The sequence below is a fragment of the Paenibacillus sp. QJM3NY_38 genome, assembly GCF_056173265.1.
The window spans coordinates 5,441,046-5,463,821 of the sequence record NZ_CM149665.1 but is presented as its reverse complement, the minus strand read 5'-3'; the positions used below and the strand labels follow the sequence as shown (position 1 = coordinate 5,463,821).

22 protein-coding genes, 1 pseudogene and 1 riboswitch are annotated in these 22,776 nt (G+C 42.7%); of the genes and pseudogenes, 11 read left to right on the top strand and 12 right to left on the bottom strand.

Going from position 1 to position 22,776, the window contains the following annotated elements:
* Nucleotides 1–10 precede the first annotated feature (10 nt).
* The 4 genes from AC0VZ8_RS25160 to AC0VZ8_RS25145 form a co-directional block, all read right to left on the bottom strand.
* Nucleotides 11–1,507, bottom strand: coding sequence for an ABC transporter substrate-binding protein (locus AC0VZ8_RS25160; protein ID WP_475484788.1), 1,497 nt, complete (start codon nt 1,505–1,507; stop codon nt 11–13).
* Between the two features lie 89 nt (nt 1,508–1,596).
* Nucleotides 1,597–2,526: a carbohydrate ABC transporter permease gene (locus tag AC0VZ8_RS25155; protein WP_475484787.1), complete on the bottom strand. Its 930-nt coding sequence runs from the start codon at nt 2,524–2,526 to the stop codon at nt 1,597–1,599.
* Nucleotides 2,527–2,538: 12 nt separating this feature from the next.
* The gene (locus AC0VZ8_RS25150) at nt 2,539–3,492 is read right to left on the bottom strand and encodes an ABC transporter permease (protein ID WP_426204695.1); all 954 of its coding nucleotides are present in this window, start codon (nt 3,490–3,492) and stop codon (nt 2,539–2,541) included.
* Between the two features lie 276 nt (nt 3,493–3,768).
* Nucleotides 3,769–4,734 (bottom strand): SDR family NAD(P)-dependent oxidoreductase, encoded by a 966-nt coding sequence (locus AC0VZ8_RS25145; RefSeq protein ID WP_475484786.1) that lies wholly within the window; start codon nt 4,732–4,734, stop codon nt 3,769–3,771.
* Nucleotides 4,735–4,877: 143 nt separating this feature from the next.
* Here AC0VZ8_RS25145 and AC0VZ8_RS25140 point away from each other — a divergent pair, with 143 nt between their 5' ends.
* On the top strand, nt 4,878–5,432 hold the full coding sequence (locus AC0VZ8_RS25140; protein WP_475484785.1) for a TetR/AcrR family transcriptional regulator: 555 nt from the start codon (nt 4,878–4,880) through the stop codon (nt 5,430–5,432).
* A gap of 108 nt (nt 5,433–5,540) precedes the next feature.
* Here AC0VZ8_RS25140 and AC0VZ8_RS25135 read toward each other — a convergent pair whose 3' ends face one another.
* Entirely contained in the window at nt 5,541–5,882 is a 342-nt protein-coding gene (locus tag AC0VZ8_RS25135) for a YolD-like family protein (protein WP_127593246.1), read from the bottom strand.
* Nucleotides 5,879–6,286 carry a DinB/UmuC family translesion DNA polymerase gene (locus AC0VZ8_RS25130; RefSeq protein WP_339219146.1) on the bottom strand — a complete coding sequence of 136 codons (408 nt, stop codon included), beginning with the start codon at nt 6,284–6,286 and terminating at the stop codon, nt 5,879–5,881. The genes AC0VZ8_RS25135 and AC0VZ8_RS25130 overlap by 4 nt, the downstream gene beginning before the upstream one ends.
* A gap of 227 nt (nt 6,287–6,513) precedes the next feature.
* Here AC0VZ8_RS25130 and AC0VZ8_RS25125 point away from each other — a divergent pair, with 227 nt between their 5' ends.
* From AC0VZ8_RS25125 to AC0VZ8_RS25105, 5 genes are all read left to right on the top strand, one after another.
* Nucleotides 6,514–7,773 (top strand): site-specific integrase, encoded by a 1,260-nt coding sequence (locus AC0VZ8_RS25125; protein ID WP_006212418.1) that lies wholly within the window; start codon nt 6,514–6,516, stop codon nt 7,771–7,773.
* A 19-nt stretch (nt 7,774–7,792) separates the two neighbouring features.
* Nucleotides 7,793–10,300, top strand: a complete 2,508-nt coding sequence (locus AC0VZ8_RS25120; protein ID WP_063477672.1) for a helix-turn-helix domain-containing protein — start codon at nt 7,793–7,795, stop codon at nt 10,298–10,300.
* Nucleotides 10,300–11,931 (top strand): site-specific integrase, encoded by a 1,632-nt coding sequence (locus AC0VZ8_RS25115; RefSeq protein ID WP_063477316.1) that lies wholly within the window; start codon nt 10,300–10,302, stop codon nt 11,929–11,931. Before AC0VZ8_RS25120 ends, AC0VZ8_RS25115 begins: the two co-directional genes overlap by 1 nt.
* Nucleotides 11,928–12,518, top strand: coding sequence for a hypothetical protein (locus AC0VZ8_RS25110; RefSeq protein ID WP_475484784.1), 591 nt, complete (start codon nt 11,928–11,930; stop codon nt 12,516–12,518). Before AC0VZ8_RS25115 ends, AC0VZ8_RS25110 begins: the two co-directional genes overlap by 4 nt.
* A gap of 313 nt (nt 12,519–12,831) precedes the next feature.
* Nucleotides 12,832–13,287 (top strand): DUF4367 domain-containing protein, encoded by a 456-nt coding sequence (locus AC0VZ8_RS25105; protein ID WP_036642935.1) that lies wholly within the window; start codon nt 12,832–12,834, stop codon nt 13,285–13,287.
* Nucleotides 13,288–13,343: 56 nt separating this feature from the next.
* Here AC0VZ8_RS25105 and AC0VZ8_RS25100 read toward each other — a convergent pair whose 3' ends face one another.
* The 6 genes and pseudogenes from AC0VZ8_RS25100 to AC0VZ8_RS25075 form a co-directional block, all read right to left on the bottom strand.
* Nucleotides 13,344–13,865 carry a hypothetical protein gene (locus AC0VZ8_RS25100; RefSeq protein WP_063477318.1) on the bottom strand — a complete coding sequence of 174 codons (522 nt, stop codon included), beginning with the start codon at nt 13,863–13,865 and terminating at the stop codon, nt 13,344–13,346.
* Nucleotides 13,866–14,016: 151 nt separating this feature from the next.
* The gene (locus AC0VZ8_RS25095; protein ID WP_006212426.1) at nt 14,017–14,361 is read right to left on the bottom strand and encodes a YolD-like family protein; all 345 of its coding nucleotides are present in this window, start codon (nt 14,359–14,361) and stop codon (nt 14,017–14,019) included.
* Nucleotides 14,358–15,629 (bottom strand): DNA polymerase IV, encoded by a 1,272-nt coding sequence (locus tag AC0VZ8_RS25090; protein WP_475484783.1) that lies wholly within the window; start codon nt 15,627–15,629, stop codon nt 14,358–14,360. Before AC0VZ8_RS25090 ends, AC0VZ8_RS25095 begins: the two co-directional genes overlap by 4 nt.
* A gap of 210 nt (nt 15,630–15,839) precedes the next feature.
* Nucleotides 15,840–16,685: pseudogene (locus tag AC0VZ8_RS25085) on the bottom strand (DNA polymerase IV); the annotation flags it as partial.
* Nucleotides 16,686–16,705: 20 nt separating this feature from the next.
* Complete coding sequence (locus AC0VZ8_RS25080; protein ID WP_475484782.1) at nt 16,706–17,092, bottom strand: YhjD family protein; 387 nt, start codon at nt 17,090–17,092, stop codon at nt 16,706–16,708.
* Nucleotides 17,093–17,189: 97 nt separating this feature from the next.
* A complete protein-coding gene (locus tag AC0VZ8_RS25075; RefSeq protein WP_475484781.1) occupies nt 17,190–17,918 on the bottom strand; it encodes a 2-phosphosulfolactate phosphatase in 729 nt (242 codons plus the stop codon).
* A gap of 197 nt (nt 17,919–18,115) precedes the next feature.
* Here AC0VZ8_RS25075 and AC0VZ8_RS25070 point away from each other — a divergent pair, with 197 nt between their 5' ends.
* The 5 genes from AC0VZ8_RS25070 to AC0VZ8_RS25050 all read left to right on the top strand — a co-directional run bounded on the left by AC0VZ8_RS25070 (nt 18,116) and on the right by AC0VZ8_RS25050 (nt 22,714).
* Nucleotides 18,116–19,426 carry an MFS transporter gene (locus AC0VZ8_RS25070; RefSeq protein WP_260068694.1) on the top strand — a complete coding sequence of 437 codons (1,311 nt, stop codon included), beginning with the start codon at nt 18,116–18,118 and terminating at the stop codon, nt 19,424–19,426.
* Between the two features lie 111 nt (nt 19,427–19,537).
* On the top strand, nt 19,538–20,404 hold the full coding sequence (gene comA / locus AC0VZ8_RS25065) for a phosphosulfolactate synthase (protein ID WP_071223336.1): 867 nt from the start codon (nt 19,538–19,540) through the stop codon (nt 20,402–20,404).
* 191 nt (nt 20,405–20,595) lie between these two features.
* Nucleotides 20,596–21,240, top strand: coding sequence for a YitT family protein (locus AC0VZ8_RS25060; RefSeq protein WP_475487758.1), 645 nt, complete (start codon nt 20,596–20,598; stop codon nt 21,238–21,240).
* A gap of 145 nt (nt 21,241–21,385) precedes the next feature.
* Nucleotides 21,386–21,481, top strand: a riboswitch (cyclic di-GMP riboswitch).
* A gap of 148 nt (nt 21,482–21,629) precedes the next feature.
* Nucleotides 21,630–22,358: a helix-turn-helix transcriptional regulator gene (locus tag AC0VZ8_RS25055; protein WP_162487663.1), complete on the top strand. Its 729-nt coding sequence runs from the start codon at nt 21,630–21,632 to the stop codon at nt 22,356–22,358.
* Nucleotides 22,359–22,522: 164 nt separating this feature from the next.
* The gene (locus AC0VZ8_RS25050; RefSeq protein WP_071223335.1) at nt 22,523–22,714 is read left to right on the top strand and encodes a Spo0E family sporulation regulatory protein-aspartic acid phosphatase; all 192 of its coding nucleotides are present in this window, start codon (nt 22,523–22,525) and stop codon (nt 22,712–22,714) included.
* Nucleotides 22,715–22,776 lie beyond the last annotated feature (62 nt).

The window sequence follows — 22,776 nt, the reverse complement described above, 5'->3', positions numbered from 1 at the left end:
GATTGTAATCTTACTTGAAGTAATTGTTGATTTGCTCTTGGGCGGCTTGCATAATCGTGTCCATGCCGGCTGACTTTAATTCAGCGGTGACCTTCGGTATCACTTTCTCCGGATCGGATGCGCCCGTGATCAGCTCATATTTGTATTTATCCCATACGGCTTGGCAATTCGCCACTTCGGTCTGAAGATCGGTGATGTCCAGCGCAAAGCCGAGGATCGTAGAGGAGGTGGCTGCATCGTTCAGCTTTTTAACCTGTTCCCATTGATCTTCAGGGGCGCCCTTGGTCACCGCCAAATTGAAGAATGTGCCTTGCGTGTAGGCAGCCAGCGGCCAAGTATCGGATGTACGCTCAATCACCTTTTCGCCATCGACGTTGTTGTAATCGACGCCTAATTCGCCGAATGCCAGCATATTGCGAAGTTTAGGATCGGTATTCACTAATTCAAGGTATTTCAATGCTTCCTTCTTATACTTGGAATTCGCTGAAATCGCGTTTAGCGAGCCTTGGATCGTACTGGTGGTATAGATCGGCCCATAATGCTGAACCATATTATATTTTTCAATGGCGTCATTGATTTGCCAGCTGACCTCGGCTCCCGGGAATGCCTGGGCTGCAAAGAACGGTCTGCCTTTGTCGTTCTCCGTCTTTGTCGGAGCATCCGGGTTGATGATGCCATCCTGATACCACTGGTGCAGGAGCTTCAGATTGGCCATGACATCCGGCTGCTCCAGCACGGAGACAACCGTACGCGATGCATCGTCCGCTTTTACGCCGATGGGAGGGAAGCCTAGCGTTAAATCGTCATATTCGTTAAAGAAACCGTTCAAGCCTTCGCCTTGCGTCATTGGCAGCGGATAGAAGCTTTTGCCTTCGCCGGCCTTCATGTCACGAAGCGGCTTATCCAGATCCTGCAATGTTTTGATATTGTTGATGTCGATATTGTACTTTTGCACATACTTGTCATCGAATACCCAGTACTGCGTCAGCGCGGAATCCTTGTACGTCGGAACGGAATAATATTTGCCGCCGATCTTTGTGCCTTCCCATACCTTTTCGGGAATCAATTTGTACAAGTCCGGCGTTTCGCTCTGAACCAGATCCGTAATATCGGCAAACGCGCCCATTGCTACTTGCTTGCTGTATTTACCGCTGTTCGTGAACATGATGTCGAAGGGCTCGCCGGTATTCACGATGGTGTTCATTTTGGTGTCCCATTCGCCCCAGCTGGCTACCTTGATGTCGACCTTCACGCCAATCTTCTCGGCCGTATAGGCATTCATGGCATCGACCGCCTTGCTGAAATTGTTCGGTACTTGGCCGCCGATGGTCCACCAGGTTAGCGTCGGAATATCCTTGCTTGTCGTTTCGGAGTCTTTGGATGTGTCCGGCGTCGCTTGGGATCCGTCTGTTGTGGAAGCAGGCTTTGAGCCGCCGCAGGCTGCCAAAGCGGTCAACATAAGCGTCAGCACGCACAGCGTAGAGATGAACTTTAATGCTCTTTTCATTTCATTTCCCCCTTTTTGAAGTTGAATTACCTGAATGTTGTAATGCGGATATTTATCATAAACCAAGCTTGTCTTGGCTTATTTCGTCATTAGCCCTTCACGGCGCCGACCGTCAATCCGGAAATAAAATACTTCTGGAAGAAAGGGTAGGCGAATGCTACAGGCAGCACGATGAGAATGGCGACCGCCATGCGGGCGGATTCCTTCGGCATCGTTGCGACGAGCATGGCGTAGCTAACGCCCATACTCGCGGCATTCTTGGCAAGTGCATCGACATTGCTCATTAAGCTGTTGAGCAGCGCTTGCAGGGAATACAGGTTCTGGTTGTCGATATACAGCATCGATTGAAACCAGTCATTCCAGTAAGCAAAGCAGAGAAACAATCCGATGGTGGCGATGACGGGCAGCGAGATCGGCATAATGATCGAGAAGAAGATTCGCAGCTGGCTCGCGCCGTCGATTTCGGCTGATTCGATCAGCCCGTCGGGAATCGTGCTTTTAAAAAAGGTTTTACATATGATGACGTTGAACGATGAAACGGCGAGCGGGAGAATAAGCGCCCAAATGCTATCTTTCAGTCCTAGTAAATTCGTGTTAATGAAGTAGCTGGATACCAAGCCGCCGTTGAATACCATCGGGATGAATACCACCCAGGTGAGAAAGCCCCTCAGCTTGTAGTTGGGGCGAGAGAGAACGTAACCCATGGAGGCGGTCAGCAATACGCCGAGCACGGTACCGATCACGGTAACGAGGGCGGATACACCGAGGGCCCGCAGAATCATCGTTCCCTGCTTGATGATGTAAACGTAAGCCTCGGCCGACAAAGCAACCGGCAGCAGATGATATCCGGTCTCACGGATGGACTCCTCACTGGAGAAGGAGATGGACAGAACAACGATTACAGGTATGACGCAGAGCAGGGCCAGCATAATAAATACCAGGTTGAAGAACAGGTTGACGGCTTTGTTTGTACGGTTAAACTTCTCAAGGCCCGTCTCGTAATTGGTTTTTGGTGTCATCGTCTTGCCTCCTTACATCATCGCGCTATCGGGATCGATTCGACGAACAATCCAGTTAGCGATCAGAATCGTAGCGCATCCCAGAACAGACTGTACGAATGCGGCTGCGGATGCCATCCCTACGGTGGCGGTTTTCAATTGTTTATACACCATGACATCGATGGTGGTCGCCACGTTGAACAGCGAATTGGAGTCTCGCGTGACCTGATAGAACAAACCGAAATCGGTGTAAAATATGCGCCCTACGGCCAGGATGAACATCATGACGATCACCAGCTTGAGCATGGGCAATGTAATGAATCTCGTCTGCTGCCAAATCGAAGCGCCATCAATAACAGCTGCTTCATAATAGGTGCTGTCGATGCTCGTGATGGTTGCCAAATAAATGACCATACCATAGCCCAGGCCCTTCCACACATTTAAGAGAATCAAGAAGAATGGCCAATATTGCGGCTCCATATACCAGTTAATAGGATCGCTGCCCATACTGACGAGCATTTGATTGACAATTCCTTTGTCGAAGCTTAAGAATGCCCAGCCTACCGCAGATACGACCACCCAGGATAGGAAATAGGGGAGGAACATCATTGTCTGATAGACTTTGCTCGCTTTGCGGCTGTGGAGCAGTCCGATCATAATCGCGAATAGAACGGGCAGAACAATCCCTAGAACGATAAACACAATGTTGTATCCAATGGTGTTGCGGATAATGATCCAGGCGTCATTCGATTTGAACAAGAATTCGAAGTTTTTGAAGCCTACCCATGGACTGTTAAACACATTGCTCAAAAATCCGCCGCTAATCCTGAAATTTTTAAAGGCGATAATGATCCCGAACATCGGTAAGAAACTAAACAGGATGTACCAAATCGTGGTCGGCAGCGCCAAGAGGGTTAGCTCCGTATCCTGCTTGTGCCAGCGTATTCGTAAGCGCTTTCGTTTTTTGGGTTCGGCTTGTGAGCTCATGTCTGTCACTCCTTACGGTGTTATCTCGCTTGTCGTGCACTTGTTAGTTTTATTGTATAAGAGGAAGATTCGATGCTTCCAGATAACAAACTTGATACTATAGTCAACAAACGTTAGATTTGAAAGATTCGTTTGACAAAGGATTGCCAGAACATGGTTTCGAATTCCATTAATTCTAGGTGGTCTCAATCGCTGATTGGAGGGACAACAAAACCTCTGAGCTGCTCAGAGGTTTTGTTTGGTTTCAATTCCATTCAGTTAGACCTTCTATAAGGCTTAAAACCCTGTTTCTAAAATCGTCTCCGTTTGATTCAAATTGGTCAACGCTACACTAGCCTCCCATAACTGTTTCCTATTTTCATTGTTATAAGAAAGTTCGGAGGATTTTATTTGTTTCGTACCTTCAAAATATTTCCCTGTCGTTTGGTTGAACTTGCTATCGGTTACTAGAGCAGCCAAAGCTTTCCCGGACTGACGCACCGTATTCACGTTAGGGTAAAATAGCGTTAAAACAGGCATAAGATAGTTCCAAACAAATCTCATAATCGGCGTATAGCTTTGAGCAAGGCCCGTGCCTGGCATCATTCCCGGATCGAAAGCATTTACGGTAATATTTTTTTGGGTTTGCTGCTTTATTCGATTGGCCAACTCGTAGGTGAAATATAAATTACATAACTTTGAAGTCGTGTAGCGCCGTCTGCCAATGAGAGATATAGCTCCGCTCGAGCTCGCCTGGTCAGGATAGGCCAAAATTTGGGGGTCTACAAAATCAGGTGCAGGCATTCCTGTCTTTTTCAATGGATCATGGGTTCCGCTGCTGACTAACACGATTCTGCCGGACTGCGTTATTTGTCCAAGCAGCATATTAGCCAGGAGAAAATGTCCAAGATGATTTACGCCAAAGGTAGCTTCAAACCCATCTTTCGTATAATGCGTTTTATCGATAAACTGTACGCCTGCATTGCATACAAGTGCATATAAAGGCGGATAATCCATTTGTGTAAACTTGCTTATAAAACCCCTTATGGATGCCAAAGATGAAAGATCGAGCTCCAAAAAGGATATGTTTTTATTATTGGTTTCTTGAATTAACGCATCTACTGCTTGATTGGCTTTAGCAGCGTCGCGGCAGGCGATCACCACATGATAACTATTGTCATGCCTAGCTATTATCTTAGCGCATTCATATCCTAAACCAGAGTTCCCGCCTGTTACGATCACCGTTTGTTTCTGTGGACTCATTCCTAACCACGCTCCTATTTTGGTATTTCATACGTTGACAGTGTCAACATACGGTGATTATATACCTGCAAAGTTGACACTGTCAACAGCGTTGGTGTAAAATTTAAGACATGAAATTACAATCCATATCTTAAGAGGATATTATGAACGATACCAAACAAAAGCTGATTCATATCACCAGACAAATGATTGATCGACAAGGCATTGATGCTGTCAGCATGCGCGAGCTTGGTAAAGAAATGAACTTGTCCCGCAGTGCCATGTACAGACATTTCAAAAATAAGGAAGACTTGCTGGCGGCTGTTGCGATTGAAAATTTTGAGATGCTGACCAGCACGATTCGAAAAACAATGGAAAGCATAAACGATTCGCGAAAACTTATGTATGCTATTTTGTGTACGTATTTTGAATTTGGTATTAACCATCAGGAGCATTACCGCTTGATGTTTCGAAAGCAATGGGATAAGGAGTTGTATCCTGATCTTTATCATTCTGCTTTTGAGATATTTAAGCTTGTAGAAAATTGTTTAGAAAAGGCAGAAAACATTCGGAAATCCCCAACCGAATCAACCGCCATCATGTATGCGTTCATTCATGGCTTGGTTGAATTGAATTCAGCCCAGCATACGGAATCGGAAAAGGGACTGGATCAGCCAACCCATCTTCTCGATTCTTTTCTCGATCTGATTTTTATATAGGAGAGCAAGCATCGCGTTTAAACCAATGTACAATAACATAAAATACCTCTGATCGAAATCAGAGGTATTTTATGTGTGTTCATCTCACTCTGGGTTTAGCTTTATAAATCATGATCCTGCTGAAATGATCTCGTCAATTTTAATCCAACGTGATTCCTCTTCGGCCATGGATAGTTTGATCTCCCGTCTAAACGTGTGGATCAGCACGACAATTCCTGTCAATTCCGTGTCCTCATATTCATCGAATAGCCTTACGGTAATCATACGGTGTTCATGAAATGACTCGGCGAGCGCCCCCTCGATTAATTCCATTTCTTGCGGATCCAGCGTCGGCCGGCCTTTCCGGCCTTCTTCCAGCTGCCTGCGAATGATGGTTTCTTTGTGTTCCGGCAGCATCATCCGACTGGATTCCCACAGACCATTGCCCTCAAGCTTTTTTCGTGTTGTCATTTATAGTGTCCTCCTATCTTGGCTGATCGATCCAGCGCTTGGCCTGCGTCCGTTTTGGATACGGCTCGGATCACAATCGAATTCCCGTATTTATTTTTCAAGGCATCGGTCACCCGTTCAAGTGCCATCGACCGCTCCCGTCCGGTATCAAACAATGACAATTGGTATTCCGTATCCGGGGAAAACTGTGACAAGCTAATACCGACCCGCCGAATCGGCAGGCCGTCCCAATACGTTTCAAGCAGCCGGCATGCCCAGCGGTAAACCTGATTCGTAATATTCGATGGATCCTCCATCTTCATCTGTCGGCTAAATCCCGTAGGGCGGTCAAAGTCTGCCCCCATACAACCGACCGACACCACATGCCCCATAAAACCAAGACCGCGGCATCGCTGGCAAACCAACTCCGTCAGCTCCAGCAGTATCTATAAAATTTTGAGCATATTTTGTTGTGTGCATTAATAATTAGCATAAACCTTGATTTATCAAGGCTTTATACTAATTTGAGGACCTTTTCTTTATGAGCATTATTGATTGCTTAACACGATAACAATGATATGGTAACATATTAAATATTTCGAATTCATGAATGAGCATAATTATTTACTGAATTAGATGTGGGGGTGTTTAAATGAGCCTGAATAGTTCAATCTTGCCTTTTTCAAGAAAGATTGATGAGTTACGTTTTAGTGTACAAAGTGTTGGAATTGAGTTTTGGAAAAGGTATCGAGATAGCGAACCTGTCCTTAATAAGCATGCTGTAATTGTTTTGCAAAACAAAATGAATGGTAGACTATGCATCCATCCTCTTACAGAGTTTATTTTTCACTACTGGAAATATAGAGCGTATAATTCTCAAAGGCTCCATGCTAATTACCTTTGCTCTTTTTTAAATTACATACTTATTGATAATCAGCAAAAATATAAGCTTTCTTCTTTAAAAGAACTTCGTTTTTCTCATGGAACTGACTATTTGAACGAACTAACGAAAAAAGACAAATCAAGAATGACACTTAGAAAGGCGGAAAGAACCTTAACCTTATTCTTTGAGTTCTTGGCGAAGAAAAAACTGTTGGTTCATGTTAACGAAAGTTCCTTTAAAAAAAGGCTCCTGTACGGAAAATCAAACCAAAAATATACGGTCTCCCCATTTAAAGGAGTGATAATGCCGAGAAATAAGCAAGGCCATATAGCTCATGATTTGCCTGAACAATATATTTTACCTTTTATTGAGCTGGCTGTGAAAACCGCGAATCCCATTGCCTTGGGAATTTATATGCAGTGTTTCGGAGGAATTAGACAAGGAGAGCTTGTGAACATTCGAAAATCCGATGTAAATTCTATCGGCTCTTATGGAGAATTCGGTTTAGTAGTTCGCCTAGAACAAAAAACCTTGCGAATGGATATTAAAGATAGTGCTGGTTCAAGTGGTGTAAAAAAACCAAGAAGACAAATCGTATTCCCAATTCAAGATTGGTTGCAGATGCTGTATCGTAATCACATTGAAAATTATCCTCCTATGGATGGATCTGATGCGTTATTTGTAAATCGGGATGGGAAAGCCATGTCAGGACAAAGTTACAGGGCCTACTTCAGTAAATTAAAAAAAGAATTTTTGAAGCAACTGAGGAAATCGTCTAATCCAGATGATCTGATTTATGCAGTCAAACTGGAAGAATATAAATGGTCCACTCATCTAGGCAGAGGCATATTTACAAATCTCCTAGCCGAAGAAGCTGATAATCCATACGATATTGCTTTGCCAAGAGGAGACTCCAATCTTGCATCATCTCTTGTGTATCAAGGAAACACGGAACGAATGAGAAAGAAACTTGAGAACCGGATGCAACATTTATATAAAGATTACCTACCAAAATTAATAAAAAATTGATTATTGGAGTAGAAGAAACATGTCTTATTTAAGTCCTGCTGAAACTGCAGAAAAATTAGGAATAGGCTATAGAAGCCTACTACGCTTGGTGAAAAACGGCGCGTTTACAGGAGCAATAAAAGTATTGGGTTCGTGGCAAATCCCTCTGAAGTCTGTGGAGGATTACAAGGCATTATTAAACATGCCCGATGAATATTTGACTATTGCCGAGATCGCTGAACGACTTAATCTTTCCGAGCTTTGGGTTGGCAGACTTATTAAGAGAGGAACATTTGCTGGGGCAAAGAAACATAGAGGTTCTTGGATAGTGCCTTCCATGTCTGTGCAGGAATATATTCAGTCGTCCTCTTCTCCCGAAGGATTCCTCTCCTTCCCGGAAGCAGCTGAATATTTATCCGTAAGTGAATCATGGATCAGAAAATTAGTATTAAGAAACATTTTATCGGGTGTCGAAGTCATCAATGGTGTTCGTTACATTCGAATAGAATGTGTGGACGAATATTTATTATCGATTTCACCACCTGAAGGATATCTTTCCGCGGATCAAGCTGCACAAGTATTATCACTGAGTAAAGCAAATATTAGCTCATTAGCTAATGAAGGTGCATTCACGGGTGCAAAAAAACAAAAAATTCCCTATCATCACGCGGGATGGATTATTCCTATTGAGTCCATAAATCAGTTTAAGGAATCGCAATCTTTTTTAAGTGATTATGTACCTCCTACTGATATTGCCGCAAGTTTGGGTGTTAGTAAAAAATGGGTATCAGAGTTGATTCGGGAGGGAGTAATTCCTGGAGGTATAAAACATAACAATGAGTGGATGGTACCTTCTGATGAGTCCATTAAACATATTGAAAAGGAAAGAAATAGAAAACAAGAATTAGCGGAACTATCGGGACCAATTGATTTATTTGAATACAGGTTGGCTGAACTGGAAGTGCCTGATACGTTGCAAAAAACAGTAGATCTCTATCGTGAATTTGTTATCTTAAAAATTAATAGCAGCCACGGTAACAGCAAAACAATCCACAATAAGGCTCTGGAGTATATCAGCACATTAAAGCGTTTATTCCGTCTACTAAAGACTGAAGTATTCTTGATGAATGCAGAACAATTAGAAACTATCTTTCGAAATCCTGGAATGGGAATTCGGGATAAAAGCACTTTCATTTATTTTTTGGAATATTGCACAGGTAAAGGGCTATGTTCATTCTCGAAAAGTTATGCTATCACTTCCCTTCCTATAGAAGAAAGAGAGATGTACAGTCCGGAACAATTTTTAGCTTATTACAGTTATGTTAGGGATGTCGACCTTCACATTGAGCAGGCCATCCAAAGTAGGGATTACGCTGTAACATGGTTATATGTCTTAATGCATGTCATTGATGCGTGGAGACCATCAGACATTATTAAGCTGCCGAATATTGAGCTGGAGGTCTGCAATTTACAGACTTTTGATCAACTAAGGGAAACGAAACTGTCAAAGGAGCAAGCGCAAGCTGTCATCAACCATCTGTATAAACGGGTAGAACGAATGTATATTAGCAAAACTGGTGCCCTGGGGCATTTCCTCGTTAATCAGGACATGATTGTTCCCACGGCTACCGTTCTTGTGATCACAGAAATCCATCGTAGAATGCAAGGAGATCAACAACTACTCAGACTGGGCCAAAGAAGATTCGTCCACTTTGAAAAAGAAACGTATATCCGATTATTTTTCGATAAGCGGCCGGATCTTGTTGATTTCCAAAGTCGAAAAATGAATAGAACTCTCTTGACCTATTTCTTTTATAGTGTCGTAGAGGGGAAAGGAAGTGCGGATATCGCGTACGAACTGTCTCAACGAATGAGGGGGCATACCGATAAAAACTCGACTGCAACCTATATTCAAGCAGTAAACAAAGATGGTTCAATTGAACGGGTAAGTTTAAACTTGTTTAACCGAGGGCACTTTGGATGGCTGTACCATCATCTCATTCGTCTATCTATGCCAAACGCGCCTCAGTTAGAGGTAGAGCAAAGTACCGCACTGATCGAACAGTTTCGAAAAGAACTTTCTCCTTATCAATTGGAACAACTTGGCCAATTCTTAGTACGCCAGCAACAAAGTAAACATTCATTGGCTTTGCAACTATCGAATCTTACTGAAACAGAGCTGATGACTTTGTTGCATAAAATCTATAAAGGTGAGATGCCAGCCAAACTGCAGCATGTTCAATGCTTGACCTTCCCAAGTTGCACTTCACCAACGGCAACGACTTGCTTACATTGTGAGAACGCAATACCGAAGATATATATTCTAATTTCTATTCATCATGAACTTGATCGATTGATCGTATCGATTAAAAATACCAAGTATCCTGCCGTTCGGGTCAGGGACCGCAAGTTTTTGTTTCAAATTCTAGATCTTTTAAGTCAGGCGATACAGCAATTCGGCAAAACCTATGTTCAGACTTTTATCGATCTTAACAATTTAAAGGAAAAGATGATTGCTATTCAAAATTTAATTAGTGAGGAAGTTTAATGGCTAAATTCCACGCTGCATTACACAGAAGAAGAACCCTAGAGGAATTAAGCGATAGACAAATTTTAGAAAGTATTGAGTCTGTCACCTTTAGTTTAGAAGAACTTCACGATTACAAGGATATGTTCAGAGAATTGGAACGCAAAGGGCTTATTGTAACAGGCGATTTTGAAGACTTCTTGTGGTCGGCTAAAGGGGAATCCAGTAATTTTCTTTTTCAGTTTGATTGTGAAATCTATGGTGAAATCAATCAAGCTTTGAAATGCTATTCTGTCCAAAAAATGTATAACGGCATTACTACGCAAACCGTTCGCCAAAATATAGGACAAATAAAAGAGGCTATACGAATTACCCGAGGTTTTCGATTAGACCATCTCAAACATTTAGAAGATACGTTAAATCATTTCGGAGACCATAAACAGTTTGCCATGGCTACCAGTATAAAGGAGTTTCTGATTTTTTATAATCATCCTCATACTGAGTTGTATTGCGACTTATGTGCTAATTATAATGCGAAAGTCTCCAATGTACGTGAATTACCTAATTTTCATGATATCTTGCTTTTCGATGTTGCTTTGGATGACTATTTTATAACATGTACTTCAGACGAAGAAAAATTGCAATATTATCCGATTTTTTTATGGTGGAGGATTACTCGGATTATTCCCATGCGCCCCGTCGAATTTTACTCTTTAAGCAGGGACTGCACAATGAAGGATGATGAGGATAGATATTGGATGATTGTACCTCGAAGAAAGAATTTATCCAGCCGTCCAGGAAAGCTAGCGGTCACGGATACTATCCAAGTGAATCGGGAAGTGTTCGAATTAATTGAGGACTATAAACGACTTACATTAGCTTATGCAACTGAATCTTCCTACTTGATATCGTATAAAGCTTATCGAAAGTACGTTAAATTAAAATCAAAGGAAATAACGCGAGAAAAGATAGGAGCTTCCCAATTTATTAATATGATTGATCGATTTTATGATGAAATCGTTACTGCGAAGTATGGCGACTTGGAAAGAATAAAGCCTGGCGATACCAGACATTTTGCCTTCTGCAATATGATGTTGCAAGGGTTTAATATGTTAACTATTGCTCGCATGGGTGGACATAGTCAATTAGAAACCCAATTACATTATCATAAACATTTGGATCACTTCGCTCAATCTTTTGTCCATCACGCGGCGCAGATGCTTCGAATGAAACGTGTGAACTTATGGAGATCAAATTGGGATGTTGCGACTCAGGGCATAATTGCTAAAAGTAGAATTTATCAAATAAGTGATTTCCAAGAGACGCACAAAGTGGAACATGGCTTTTGTACGGATCACCCATCTCGCTGTCAGGTTGGGGATTGCCGGTTTTGTGAATTTTATTTTTTCTCACCAGAAGACAAACAAAAGGGATTAGCCTGGTTGAAAGATTGTTCTGATGCTCTTGAAAGCAGATTAAAGGAACAATTGGAACTCATACGATATGTCACAAAATCCACAAATTACGATTGTGCTACGTTGACATATCAGCATACTAGTCAAGAAAGGCTATCCTCAGCGAGTAATGAACTGCGAAGATTGATGGATCAAAAGGCGATGGTCGATTCTTATTTGCTGGAGGACGAATTATGAAAAAAGGTGCGCCACAAAAATATACGGATAAGCAATTAAGAGACATCTTGTTAAAATATATATCAAAAAATCCTGGGAAGAAGATTAACCCTTCTATTTTGGAAAGAGAGACTGGGGTAAACCGCTTTGTATGGAAAAGAAGAATGTCCGAACAAATCGCAATGATTAACGAGCCCATGCAGCTGGAAAATACAGAAACTGAAACTTCACTTCCCTTACCTAATGTTGTGGAACTTGTCGAAACATACTGGAATAATAAATCAGGCTTGATTAGCGCGTTATCTCATTTCAATCAGATGCTAAATGCTTTGCATCAAAAAGCGAAGGAGTCAGATACAATCCTCAAGCAAAATCAAGACTTAGCCGCTAACTTGTCTATAAAGGAAAAGCAGATTAAAATGCTTGAGAACGAAATTAAATTACTCAGACAACAGTACCTTGAAGTTGCTGTTAAAAGTACTTATAAAACCTTCCAGGATGAAGAGGCACTAGAAAAAATCATATCCATCACTAAAAATAAAAAATCAGAAGATCGTGCCTTAAATGCTGATATTGTAAAAATGTATCCAGAGCTATTTGATAATTGATGGTGGGAAGATGCGCTAGGCTTGCGTCTCGATTTGAGTAAAAAAATCGGATTAATCCTTAGCTGAACAACTAAGCTTTAAGGAACTCTCATATAGCTCGGACAAAGATGAACTAAAATAATTTGTTGTGAATAAAAAGAGTGGTAAAGTGCTGCGTTCTAATTCCAAATCCATCTCTCTGAAAACAAAAGGCTATTACGGTTAGAGAATGCCGACAATTACTTGCCAAAGTATAGTGATACTTAAAATCCCTCCACATAAAAAAAGCTTTAATTGTAATACTAAAGATAAACTTAACTTTTTCGGAGGTATTATGAAGAAGCTTTTGATTTGTATTTTGCTTGCTTTCACAGTTCATCCTGTTGTCCATGCTGAACCTGTTCACGATAAGAAGCCTGAGGTTGGTTATGGCTATGATGCACCATTAAGAATAAAAAAACCAATACATCCTGAAGTGCCTAAGAGTTGGAGACTTGAAACAAAAAAATTTGAAAACAGCATTTTATTAGCTTATTTTGACTCTGATGATAATGATTTAATTATGACCATATTTGAAGAAAATCGAAGATCAATGGTCCCTGTAGCTCAGTCAGAACAAACGGTAATCAATAATACTACCTATTCTTTTTACCCCTGGAAAAGCAAACAACGCGGATGGGTTCTTAGATGGGTTAAGGGCGATGTTTATTTTGAAATGAGTAGCTTCACACTAAACGTAGATGAAATGATTACAATTGCAGAAACCATAACAAAGCAAGTTAAAGAATAAAAAAAGAACTGCAGCCTCACGGGTTGCAGTTCTTTTTTAATATACTGAGTATTTTTTTAAAACTGTGACACGTTCCCGTCGACGCCGAGATAGAAGCCCCCCTGCATAAGGTTGTTAGTGTGTGATTCTATAATAACTTGATAATTCTTATAGCTAACAACCGGTACCAAAATCGGCGGTTTATTTCTGAGGTCTTGGTCTGTCATGTAGGTTTTTGAATATATTGTATTTCCATCTACATCAGCTACACGCAGAGTGAAATATGCTGGGTTTCCTGAATTAACACCATAAACTCTAAGGTTTCTGATCTCCATACTATGGTTAGAGTTAGGTTTTACTAAAGCTCCATGTATAGCACCGCTATATTGGTATAGGCCACCGAAAGGTCCATATTCTTGAAAAACTTGCGTTTCAAAATCTCCGCCTGAATTACTTTCCTCGCTAACGTTGCTCCCAGTAGAGGATTGGCTTAGAGAGGCATCTTCGGAAGAGATTGTTGGATCAGCAAAAGCAGAACCAGTTAACATTGCAGATAAAATAATACATGATACCAAAGAAATTTTAAATTTACTTTTCATGATTAATCAACCTCTTTTCCCAATTTTTAGGCCTTCATATATATAAACGCTAAATAGATTAATAAGTTAGCAGAATCCTAATTTTTTTTGGAATCTTTTAATCAATATAAAAAGAAACGCTATCAGCTATATGCCGATAAGCGTTCCTTTTTCAAAATGTGCTTGCAGAAGTAATATCATCTACTTTTATCCAATTCCATTCACCCTCAGAGATAGACAGTTTGATCTCTCGTCTGAACGTATGGATTAGTACGACAATACCGGTTAACTCCCTTTCTTCATACTCAACAAACATCCTTACTGTAACAGTGCGGTGCTCATGAAAAGATTCGGCCAACGCCTTCTCGATTAACTCCATTTCTTGGGGATCAAGCGTGGGCCGAGCCTCCCTGCCCTCTTCTAATTGCCGGCGAATGATTGTTTCTTTATGTTCAGGAAGCATCATGCGACTAGACTCCCACAGCCCATTACCCTCCAGCTTTTTGCGTATTGTCATTTATAGTGTCCTCCTATCTTAGCTGATCGATCGAGCGCTTGGCCCGCTGCTGTTTTTGAGACTGCTCGGATTACAATTGCATTACCGTATTTGAGTTTTAATGCGTCGGTTGTCCGTTCAAGTGCCATCTGTCTCTCCCGGTCAGTATCAAACAGCGATAACTGATATTCATTGTCGGGGGTGAGCTGAGTCAAACTAACGCCTATCCGCCGGATCGGTAAGCCATCCCAATAAGTTTCAAGCAATCGGCGTGCCCAATGATAAACCTGATTGGTGATGTTGGATGGATCCTCCATCTTCATTTGTCTTGAAAATCCCGTTGGCCGATCGAAGTCAGCTCCCATACACCCCACCGACACAACATGCCCCATGAACCCTAGTGCCCGGCAGCGCTGACAGACCAACTCTGTTAGCTCGAGCAATGGAGTTAAGATGTGGTCAAACTCCCGATAATCAAAAGGGAGGGTCATCATATGGCCTACTGACTTTGGTGCAACCTGGTGTGTGCCTGATCGCACTGGGCTATCGTCGATTCCGTTTGCGATGCGCCAATACATTTCCGCCTGGATGTCGGAGTTCTTGCCAAACTTCCGCCGCATCATCTGCTTCAGCTTTACAAGAGGTGTCTGAGCTACACTTCCAATATTCAGGAGTCCCATAGCATTGAAATGTCGGGTCATACGACTGCCGGCCATAAACATGTCGCTGACGGGACGTTTCCACAACGTCTCGGGCAGCATCTCTTTGGTGAGGGTATATATGCCGGATGGATTCTTTTTGGCGTAATTGTCACATGCAGTCTTTGCAAGGATTTTGGTTTCGGCAATCCCGAAGCGAGTATAAACGCCTGTCGCAGCTTGTACATGAGCCTGAATGATCCGGGCCATTTCTTTTGGTGTATCCGCAAACAGATGCATCGAGCCGGTCACATCTAGAAATTGTTCGTCAATGCTGTACGGCTCGACCAGATCTGTGTAGCTCTTGTAAATGTCCGTGATCAGCATAGACACATCGATGTATCGTTGCATCCTCGGCTTAATAACAACAAGATCCGGGCATTTTGCCACTGCCTCCCCAAGGCGCTCTGCGGTAGTAATCCCCTTTGACTTGGCAATAGGGCAAGCTGCCAGCACAATTCCTGAACGACGTTCCGGATCCCCAGCAACCACCAAAGGCCGATCCTTGTACTCAGGATGTTTGGCCTTTTCTACACTCGCATAAAAGGATTGGCAGTCAACGAGCATGACCACACGTTTAGATGATTTCAACACATATCCCTCCTTCTTTTAATCCAAGGACGCGTATGTCATAGAATCAAACTCCGACCATCTATGTTTGTCAATAGAACACGTCCTTCATTCGACTAAAAATGAGCATAAATAGATAGAATTATGCTCATTTTTTATTTGTGCTCTATATCAAACAACTTGAAAAATATTATTCCTCCAAAGAATTAAAAGATTAGACCCTTTATGCACACATGTTTTTATATAGATACCCAATAGTACGACCTTGATTTCTTCCAGCTTGGTATAATCGCGAGGGAGGGTCATCATGTGTCCAACCGATTTAGGGTCAACCTGGTGCGTGCCTGGCCTTACCGGGCTATCATCGATTCCGTTGGCAATTCGCCAGTACATCTCGGCTGAAATATCGGAATTTTTACCGAATTTACGGCGCATCATCTGCTTCAATTTAGCAAGAGGCGTCTGAGCCACGCTGCCGATCGTGGGCAGCCCCATGACGTTAAAGTGGCGGGTCATCTTGCTGCCGGCCATAAACATGCAGCTGACGGGCAGTTTCCACAGGGTATCCGGAAGCGAGTCCTTGGACAACGTGTAGATGCCGGACGGATTTTTCTTGGCATAGTTATCACAGGCGGTTTTAGCCAGGATTTTGGTTTCGCCGATGCCGAAGCGAGCGTACACACCCGTGGCATCCATGATATGACGCTGAATGGTTCTGGCTAACTCATCCGGTGTGCCGAACAGATGCAGCGAACCGGTAACGTCTAAAAATTGCTCGTCGATACTGTAAGGCTCAACTAAATCGGTATAACTCTTGTATATCTCCGTGATTTGCATCGAGACGTCAATATACTTCTGCATTCTGGGTTTGATGACGACAAGGTCGGGACACTTGGATAGTGCCTCTCCTAATCGCTCTGCTGTCGTTATTCCTTTTGCTTTAGCGAGCGGACAAGCAGCCAACACGATGCCTGAACGTCTTTCCGGATCCCCTGCAACGACCAACGGGCGGTTTTGATACTCGGGGTGGTCTGCTTTCTCAACAGATGCATAAAAGGACTGGCAATCCCCTAACATGATTACTCGGTTAGATGATTTCACAGCGTACTCCCCTTATCTGCGATTATTAGCCCCAGGTAGGTGTACGATCTCTGCTCGATCTCTGCCTCAATTAGCCCCCACAGTATGGACAGCTTGTGATGATACCCTCTGCAGATGAATTCAACCTCAATGCCAAGCTTTGTTTTTCGATCCTCGTACACCTTAATGGCGTATTCGCGCATTTTTCTGCGAGCCTGGGCTAAATCGGATAATGCGGCTGCCTGCAAATGGTCGATCATCGCATTCGTTAGCTCCGGGGTCTTTAAATCTGCTCTGCATAGAATCGAACGGTCATGCTCTAACACATCAAGTAAAAGGGGTAATAAAATATAATCCTTCACCAGTTGGGTCTCATCTGGTTTCAACCCAATACTCAACATCATTAACCACCTCATTGACGGGAACGTTTGTTTGTATTATATGCGAACATTCGTTCTTTTATCAATGTAAATTATACCCTTATGATGACGAATCAGAAACTCACAGGCAGTACCCATCATAATCAGTGATTGAAGCCCCCACCTGGAACCTTTCAATCAACGGATGGTTTTTGTTCAGATTCACTTTCATTACAAAATCGGAAGGGATCTCTTGGATGCAAAACGAAATATCCTCCTGTAAAAATTCCGGTCTTTCAATATCGTAAAATTTCCCGGCCGCTTCTGACTTTCGAATTCGCTCAATGGTTTGTTCGGCAGATATACGATTAGTGCCTTGGAGAATTTCCGATATATATTGTGCGCAGGCCAGATCATCATCCCCTGACGGATGCGAAGCAATTACATTAATCATCATGTCATCGTCTTTTAATAAGTTCCTCTTTATAAACTCTGCGGTTGTTCTTGCATTTGTGAACCCGGTAACGAATAGATGCTCGGTGCTCAATGCGTTTAGGGTGGCTGTAACTCCATTGGTTGTCTTTTGGATCAGAAATTTCTCCCGAAGATCGAAGTCATGTAAACGCGCAGGCGAATTATCCAGCTCAAACCCCGGAATCGGCAGACCCTGTATCTCTCCCGCCAATAAAAAGTCAGGATAGATTTTCTTTAGACGCAAGGCATCGTCCAGAGTTCCTGCCAGAATGATACCCTGAACCCCATGGATAAAGGCGTAGTGCGCTACGGTAAAAGCCCTTATAACATCAATTACAATATTGATGTGTGATGCGTCCAAGGTGTGATGGTGTCCTTGAATAATCTGTATTGGCATGTCGTATCCCCTTTTACCCGGCATAATGGGCTATTTTAGTAACAGTATATTTGCCCAAACCCAAGGAGTGCTCAAATCCTCTGATGGATTCAGCAGCAGTGATGGAATATTAAATCCGGATGTGGTGATAATTAGGAAGCATGGAAATAAAGAAAATGTTCTGTTCTACACGAACTTCAAGTCCGAGGAGCGATACCATGGAGAAGACCAAAAAGCGAAAACTGAATATCAGCTTTCATAGCGATATCGACCTGCAGACCGACTCCGAGGAGACACAAGACAGCGAATCCGCCGGAAAATCAAAAACTTCTACCGGCTCAAAGGGTCAAGTGTGGGAATTTATCGCACTGGCAACGATCCCGATCGTGCTCGTTTTTGGCAATTCCATGCTAGTTCCGGGGCTTCCTGAAATGCAAAGGGAACTGGGTATCAGTAAATTCCAAAGCAGCTTGATCATCACGATTTTCTCCTTGGCAGCAGGCTTGTTTATTCCGATTATTGGTTATTTGTCCGATCGATTTGGACGCAAAGTTATTATTATACCCGCCCTGATCATATATGGAGGTGCCGGTATTCTGGCAGGATTCGGTGCCATTTGGAACTCTTTTGGGGTGATTATTACAGCGAGGGCGATTCAGGGGCTAGCGGCTGCCGGAACAGCACCGATTGCCATGGCGCTCGTCGGCGATTTATACGATGGCGGGACAGAGAGCAAGGCACTGGGCTTAATCGAAGCCTCCAATGGCGCCGGCAAGGTACTCAGCCCGATCATCGGCTCCTTGCTTATGCTGATCGTATGGTATGCTTCCTTCTTTGCATTTCCCGTGTTCTGTGCACTATCGTTGCTGGCCGTCATTTTTATGATCAAGGAATCAAAACAACATTCAAAGCAAGAACTAAGGAAGTACCTCGGAAAAATCGGGGACATCTTTAAAGAAAAAGGCCGCTGGCTCATCACTGCTTTTTTTGCCGGTTCGCTGGGGCTATTCATTTTGTTTGGCATACTGTTTTATCTATCCAACATTCTTGAAGACAAGCCTTATAACATTGACGGGGTCGTGAAGGGCTTGATTTTGGCCATTCCATTGCTTGGGATGGTTATCACTTCCTATACGACGGGAAGCTTGATCAAGAAGAATGGCCTGTTGATTCGTTGGCTGATGAATATCGGGCTGATTGCCATGACCCTGTCTCTGGCAGCTACACTTTTCTTTTTTAAGAACATTTACGTGTTTATCGGGCTGCTGACAGTCAGCTGTATCGGAACCGGAATGCTTCTTCCTTGCTTGAATACGATGATCACCGGTGCTGTTGAGAAAAGTGAGCGAGGGATGATTACGTCCCTTTACAATAGCTTGCGATTTTTGGGAGTTGCAGCAGGGCCGCCCTTGTTCGGATGGATGATGGATAAATCGGATCAGGTTGTTTTTATAACCGTGTCTTCACTATCTTTGGTTACTCTAGGTTTGGTGTTCTTTTTGATTAAGCCGCCGCGGCAGATCGGATGACCGGACAAATCCCTATGACAAAAGATGGGCACCTGTCAATGGGTATGAGCATATTATGCCAATGTCATTGGATTAAACGACTAAATCAAAAAGAATTGAGGAGATCCTAGAATGAACAGTTCCCTGCGAACAGTTTGGCCCATGGAGATATGTGATCCGAGCGGGCTGCGCGAAAATCCCGAACACGGCAAAAAAGACCACGACACCTACGGGGTCATGGAACGCGGGATGACGATGGTAATTGATAAAGGCCTGGGTAGAAACATGTTCTCAGATGTGATCGAAACAGCCTCGGATTACATCGATTGTGTCAAATTCGGTTTTGGGACGGCTCCGCTGTATAAAACGGAAATGCTGCTATACAAGATCAATCTAGCCAAACAACATGGAATCACGGTCATGCCCGGCGGGACCTTGCTTGAGACAGCCGTGCAGCAAGATGTCGTCCCCGCATTTTTTAATACCGTTTGCCGTCTTGGATTTAACGCTATAGAAGTATCTGACGGCACGATTGAGATGTCTCGAAAAAAACGAACGGAACTCATTCGGGAAGGTAAACAACGCGGACTTCGGGTTTATACGGAGTATGGTAAAAAACAATCCGGTTCCCACATCGACGCCGAAATGCTAGCGTATACAATGGAAGCGGATTTAGACGTAGGCGCGGAGTTTATCATCGTTGAAGCGCGCGAGTCTGGACTAGGCATCGGTATTTACGATAAGCATGGCGAGTGTCAGGAAGAAATGATAAATAATATCATCGACAACGTGTCGGATGCAAGAAAGCTGATTTGGGAGGCACCTCTTAAGCAGCAGCAAGCGATGCTTCTCCGCAAATTTGGATCTCACGTACATTTGGGAAATATCCAACCCACCGAAGTGCTTTCCCTTGAAACGATGCGCCGGGGTCTTCGTCAAGATACGTTTGAACTCGGGGTGAGAGAGAAACAAACCGATGGATTTTGTTACGTAATTTAAACATAGACCAAACCACAAGAGAATGTTAAATACTAGAGGGCTGCCTATGGATATCTCCAGAGTCAGCCTATACATATTTTCGTTAAAAAGTTCTATCCCGGTATCCCCTCCAGAGAACAAGCATACACTTAAAAAAGCAGGACTAGCTTGTTACTCTAATCTATGAAGGATGATTCCGTGTGAACTTACAGATCCTACCCGGGCGGAAGAGCCCCTTTTTCTATCGTCATGCTTCCAAGAAACTTTTCTACATTACCGCCGGCTCCATCATTCAAGGTTTTGCTATGGCCATGTTCTTGTTTCCTCACGCCATTCCTTCGGGGGGAGGAGCTGGAATCGCGGTGCTTCTGAACCATGCGTTCGAGATCCCGATGAGTCTCGGACTGTGGCTCGCTAATTTTATTTTCCTTGCCTTTACAGTCCCTTATCTTGATGGTGTCAGTGCCTTCGGGACCATATTTGTTATAACAGTGACGTCCGTTTCCGTTAATTTCTTCGAGGTGTTCCTAGAACCCCCGTTCGGCAACGTATGGATCGATCTTCTATTCGGCTCGGTTATTCTCGGAACAGGTGTCGCCATCCTCATAAAGCAGAGGGTATCGAATGGGGGAATCGGTTATGTTGCCTTAGCCATTTATAAGTATAAAAGAATCAACCCGGGCACCTCATTGTTCTGGATGAATGGAATCATATTCGCTTTCGCTGCCTATGCGATCGATTGGAAAATTATTATCCTTGCAGTTGTATGCCAGTGGATATCGACCCGGATCATTAACTGGATTCACCAGTTCCCTCCCCCGAAATCGGTCTATCAACCCGCTTGGCGCAAAAAGTGATTATGTATACGTGTAAGAGTGATTGACAAATATAACAAAAATATGGAAATTTGGGTCGTACGACCTATATTAAATGAAAAACAATGTAAGTTATAGTTTGAATAAGTCATAACATGTTTGGATATTCGACAAATTCATACTCTTCGTACGACAATAGCAAACCCGCTGAAAAGCGGCGACGCAAAGCTACAGGGGCTAATGTGGATCTTGCTTCAGACCGCGATGCCAGCCAGCTGCCGAATACGACGGAAGCCTCCGTCCTATTTTGCTATGGTTCATAATGGATGGTTTTTTTTATTTTTTGCTGTGAGCTGTCGAATGCAGCAGCGATGAATAGTAGATCGATTTCATTATTTAACGCTTATTCTTACAAGGGAAGAAGGGAAATAATGGGTCAAAGAACACTGGTAGAAGTAAACAATCATTTTCCTAATATCCTCAGTATGACTGAAATAAAACAAAGGTTGATTGAACGGAAAGAAATTCTTTATTTGCTGCAAGAGGAAACCAGGAATATGAACAATTTGCTGTCCATACCTTATTTATTTGTTATAACAGATACGGATGGTGCCGTTATCGATTATTGCGGAACAGGTTCTTTAAGAAGTTTCCTCGAGAGGAATAATATAAAAAATGGGACCTCGTTGGCAATGAAAGACGCAGGAAGCAACGCTATTTCATTATCTATGGAACAACAAGCGCTTTCTGTCGTAATTGGGGCCGAGCATTGTAATCGCGTGTTTTCAGAATTGGCGTGTGTTTGTACTCCCCTTCGAATAAAAAATGTGATCATAGGCTACCTTGGTCTTAGTTTTCATTATTTGCACGAAGTTACATTTGCCATACCGCTCATTGAACACCTGGCCAAGAATATTGAAGAAAAATTACCTCAAAAGGATCCCGTTCTGCAAAGGGAGCTGATCTATTCTCACTTTCACCAATATGAATTAACGAATCGCGAGAAAGAAATAGCCTATGGGTGGCTTGAGAATAAAAATGTCCCTGAAATTGCTGATATTTATGGTATTAGCCAAAGCACGGTTCGTACTTTTATTAAAAAGATCTATGCAAAAACGAGAGTCAACCACAAAGGAGCATTTCTTAAAAAATTTACATAACCGTCATAAAACTTGTCTTAAAATAAAGATTACCCAATTATGGGTATTTTTTTTGTTACCGTCGAAATTTATAATGATAAGTAAGTTATATATACTGATTCGCGTTATCGATAACTGTGGCAACTGTCATCAATCACTTGTTACGACGGGGGTGGGTGAACAAGGTGATTTCTATCGAGAGTGAACTCAAACAAGTATCGAAAAAACTCGAACTTCTCCGAAGAGAACTTGAGCGAGTGGCCAGCAGTTTCGAATTGGTGCATCAAGATGTTGTCGCAATTTCACAGTCGTTGGATAAGCTGATTATTCGTTACATGGAATTAAAAAACCAAGAGGAATATATTAAAAAAAAGTAGATCTTCTTCATATTTGAATCAAGGCACAGAAGATACCTTCTGTGCCTTATGTGTTTCCAGCG

Bases quoted from the DNA above. Each gene is read 5' to 3' on its own strand.
- AC0VZ8_RS25160 (WP_475484788.1), bottom strand. From the start codon at position 1,507: ATGAAAAGAGCATTAAAGTTCATCTCTACGCTGTGCGTGCTGACGCTT.
- AC0VZ8_RS25155 (WP_475484787.1), bottom strand. From the start codon at position 2,526: ATGACACCAAAAACCAATTACGAGACGGGCCTTGAGAAGTTTAACCGT.
- AC0VZ8_RS25150 (WP_426204695.1), bottom strand. From the start codon at position 3,492: ATGAGCTCACAAGCCGAACCCAAAAAACGAAAGCGCTTACGAATACGC.
- AC0VZ8_RS25145 (WP_475484786.1), bottom strand. From the start codon at position 4,734: ATGAGTCCACAGAAACAAACGGTGATCGTAACAGGCGGGAACTCTGGT.
- AC0VZ8_RS25140 (WP_475484785.1), top strand. From the start codon at position 4,878: ATGAACGATACCAAACAAAAGCTGATTCATATCACCAGACAAATGATT.
- AC0VZ8_RS25135 (WP_127593246.1), bottom strand. From the start codon at position 5,882: ATGACAACACGAAAAAAGCTTGAGGGCAATGGTCTGTGGGAATCCAGT.
- AC0VZ8_RS25125 (WP_006212418.1), top strand. From the start codon at position 6,514: ATGAGCCTGAATAGTTCAATCTTGCCTTTTTCAAGAAAGATTGATGAG.
- AC0VZ8_RS25120 (WP_063477672.1), top strand. From the start codon at position 7,793: ATGTCTTATTTAAGTCCTGCTGAAACTGCAGAAAAATTAGGAATAGGC.
- AC0VZ8_RS25115 (WP_063477316.1), top strand. From the start codon at position 10,300: ATGGCTAAATTCCACGCTGCATTACACAGAAGAAGAACCCTAGAGGAA.
- AC0VZ8_RS25110 (WP_475484784.1), top strand. From the start codon at position 11,928: ATGAAAAAAGGTGCGCCACAAAAATATACGGATAAGCAATTAAGAGAC.
- AC0VZ8_RS25105 (WP_036642935.1), top strand. From the start codon at position 12,832: ATGAAGAAGCTTTTGATTTGTATTTTGCTTGCTTTCACAGTTCATCCT.
- AC0VZ8_RS25100 (WP_063477318.1), bottom strand. From the start codon at position 13,865: ATGAAAAGTAAATTTAAAATTTCTTTGGTATCATGTATTATTTTATCT.
- AC0VZ8_RS25095 (WP_006212426.1), bottom strand. From the start codon at position 14,361: ATGACAATACGCAAAAAGCTGGAGGGTAATGGGCTGTGGGAGTCTAGT.
- AC0VZ8_RS25080 (WP_475484782.1), bottom strand. From the start codon at position 17,092: ATGATGTTGAGTATTGGGTTGAAACCAGATGAGACCCAACTGGTGAAG.
- AC0VZ8_RS25075 (WP_475484781.1), bottom strand. From the start codon at position 17,918: ATGCCAATACAGATTATTCAAGGACACCATCACACCTTGGACGCATCA.
- AC0VZ8_RS25070 (WP_260068694.1), top strand. From the start codon at position 18,116: ATGGAGAAGACCAAAAAGCGAAAACTGAATATCAGCTTTCATAGCGAT.
- comA (WP_071223336.1), top strand. From the start codon at position 19,538: ATGAACAGTTCCCTGCGAACAGTTTGGCCCATGGAGATATGTGATCCG.
- AC0VZ8_RS25055 (WP_162487663.1), top strand. From the start codon at position 21,630: ATGGGTCAAAGAACACTGGTAGAAGTAAACAATCATTTTCCTAATATC.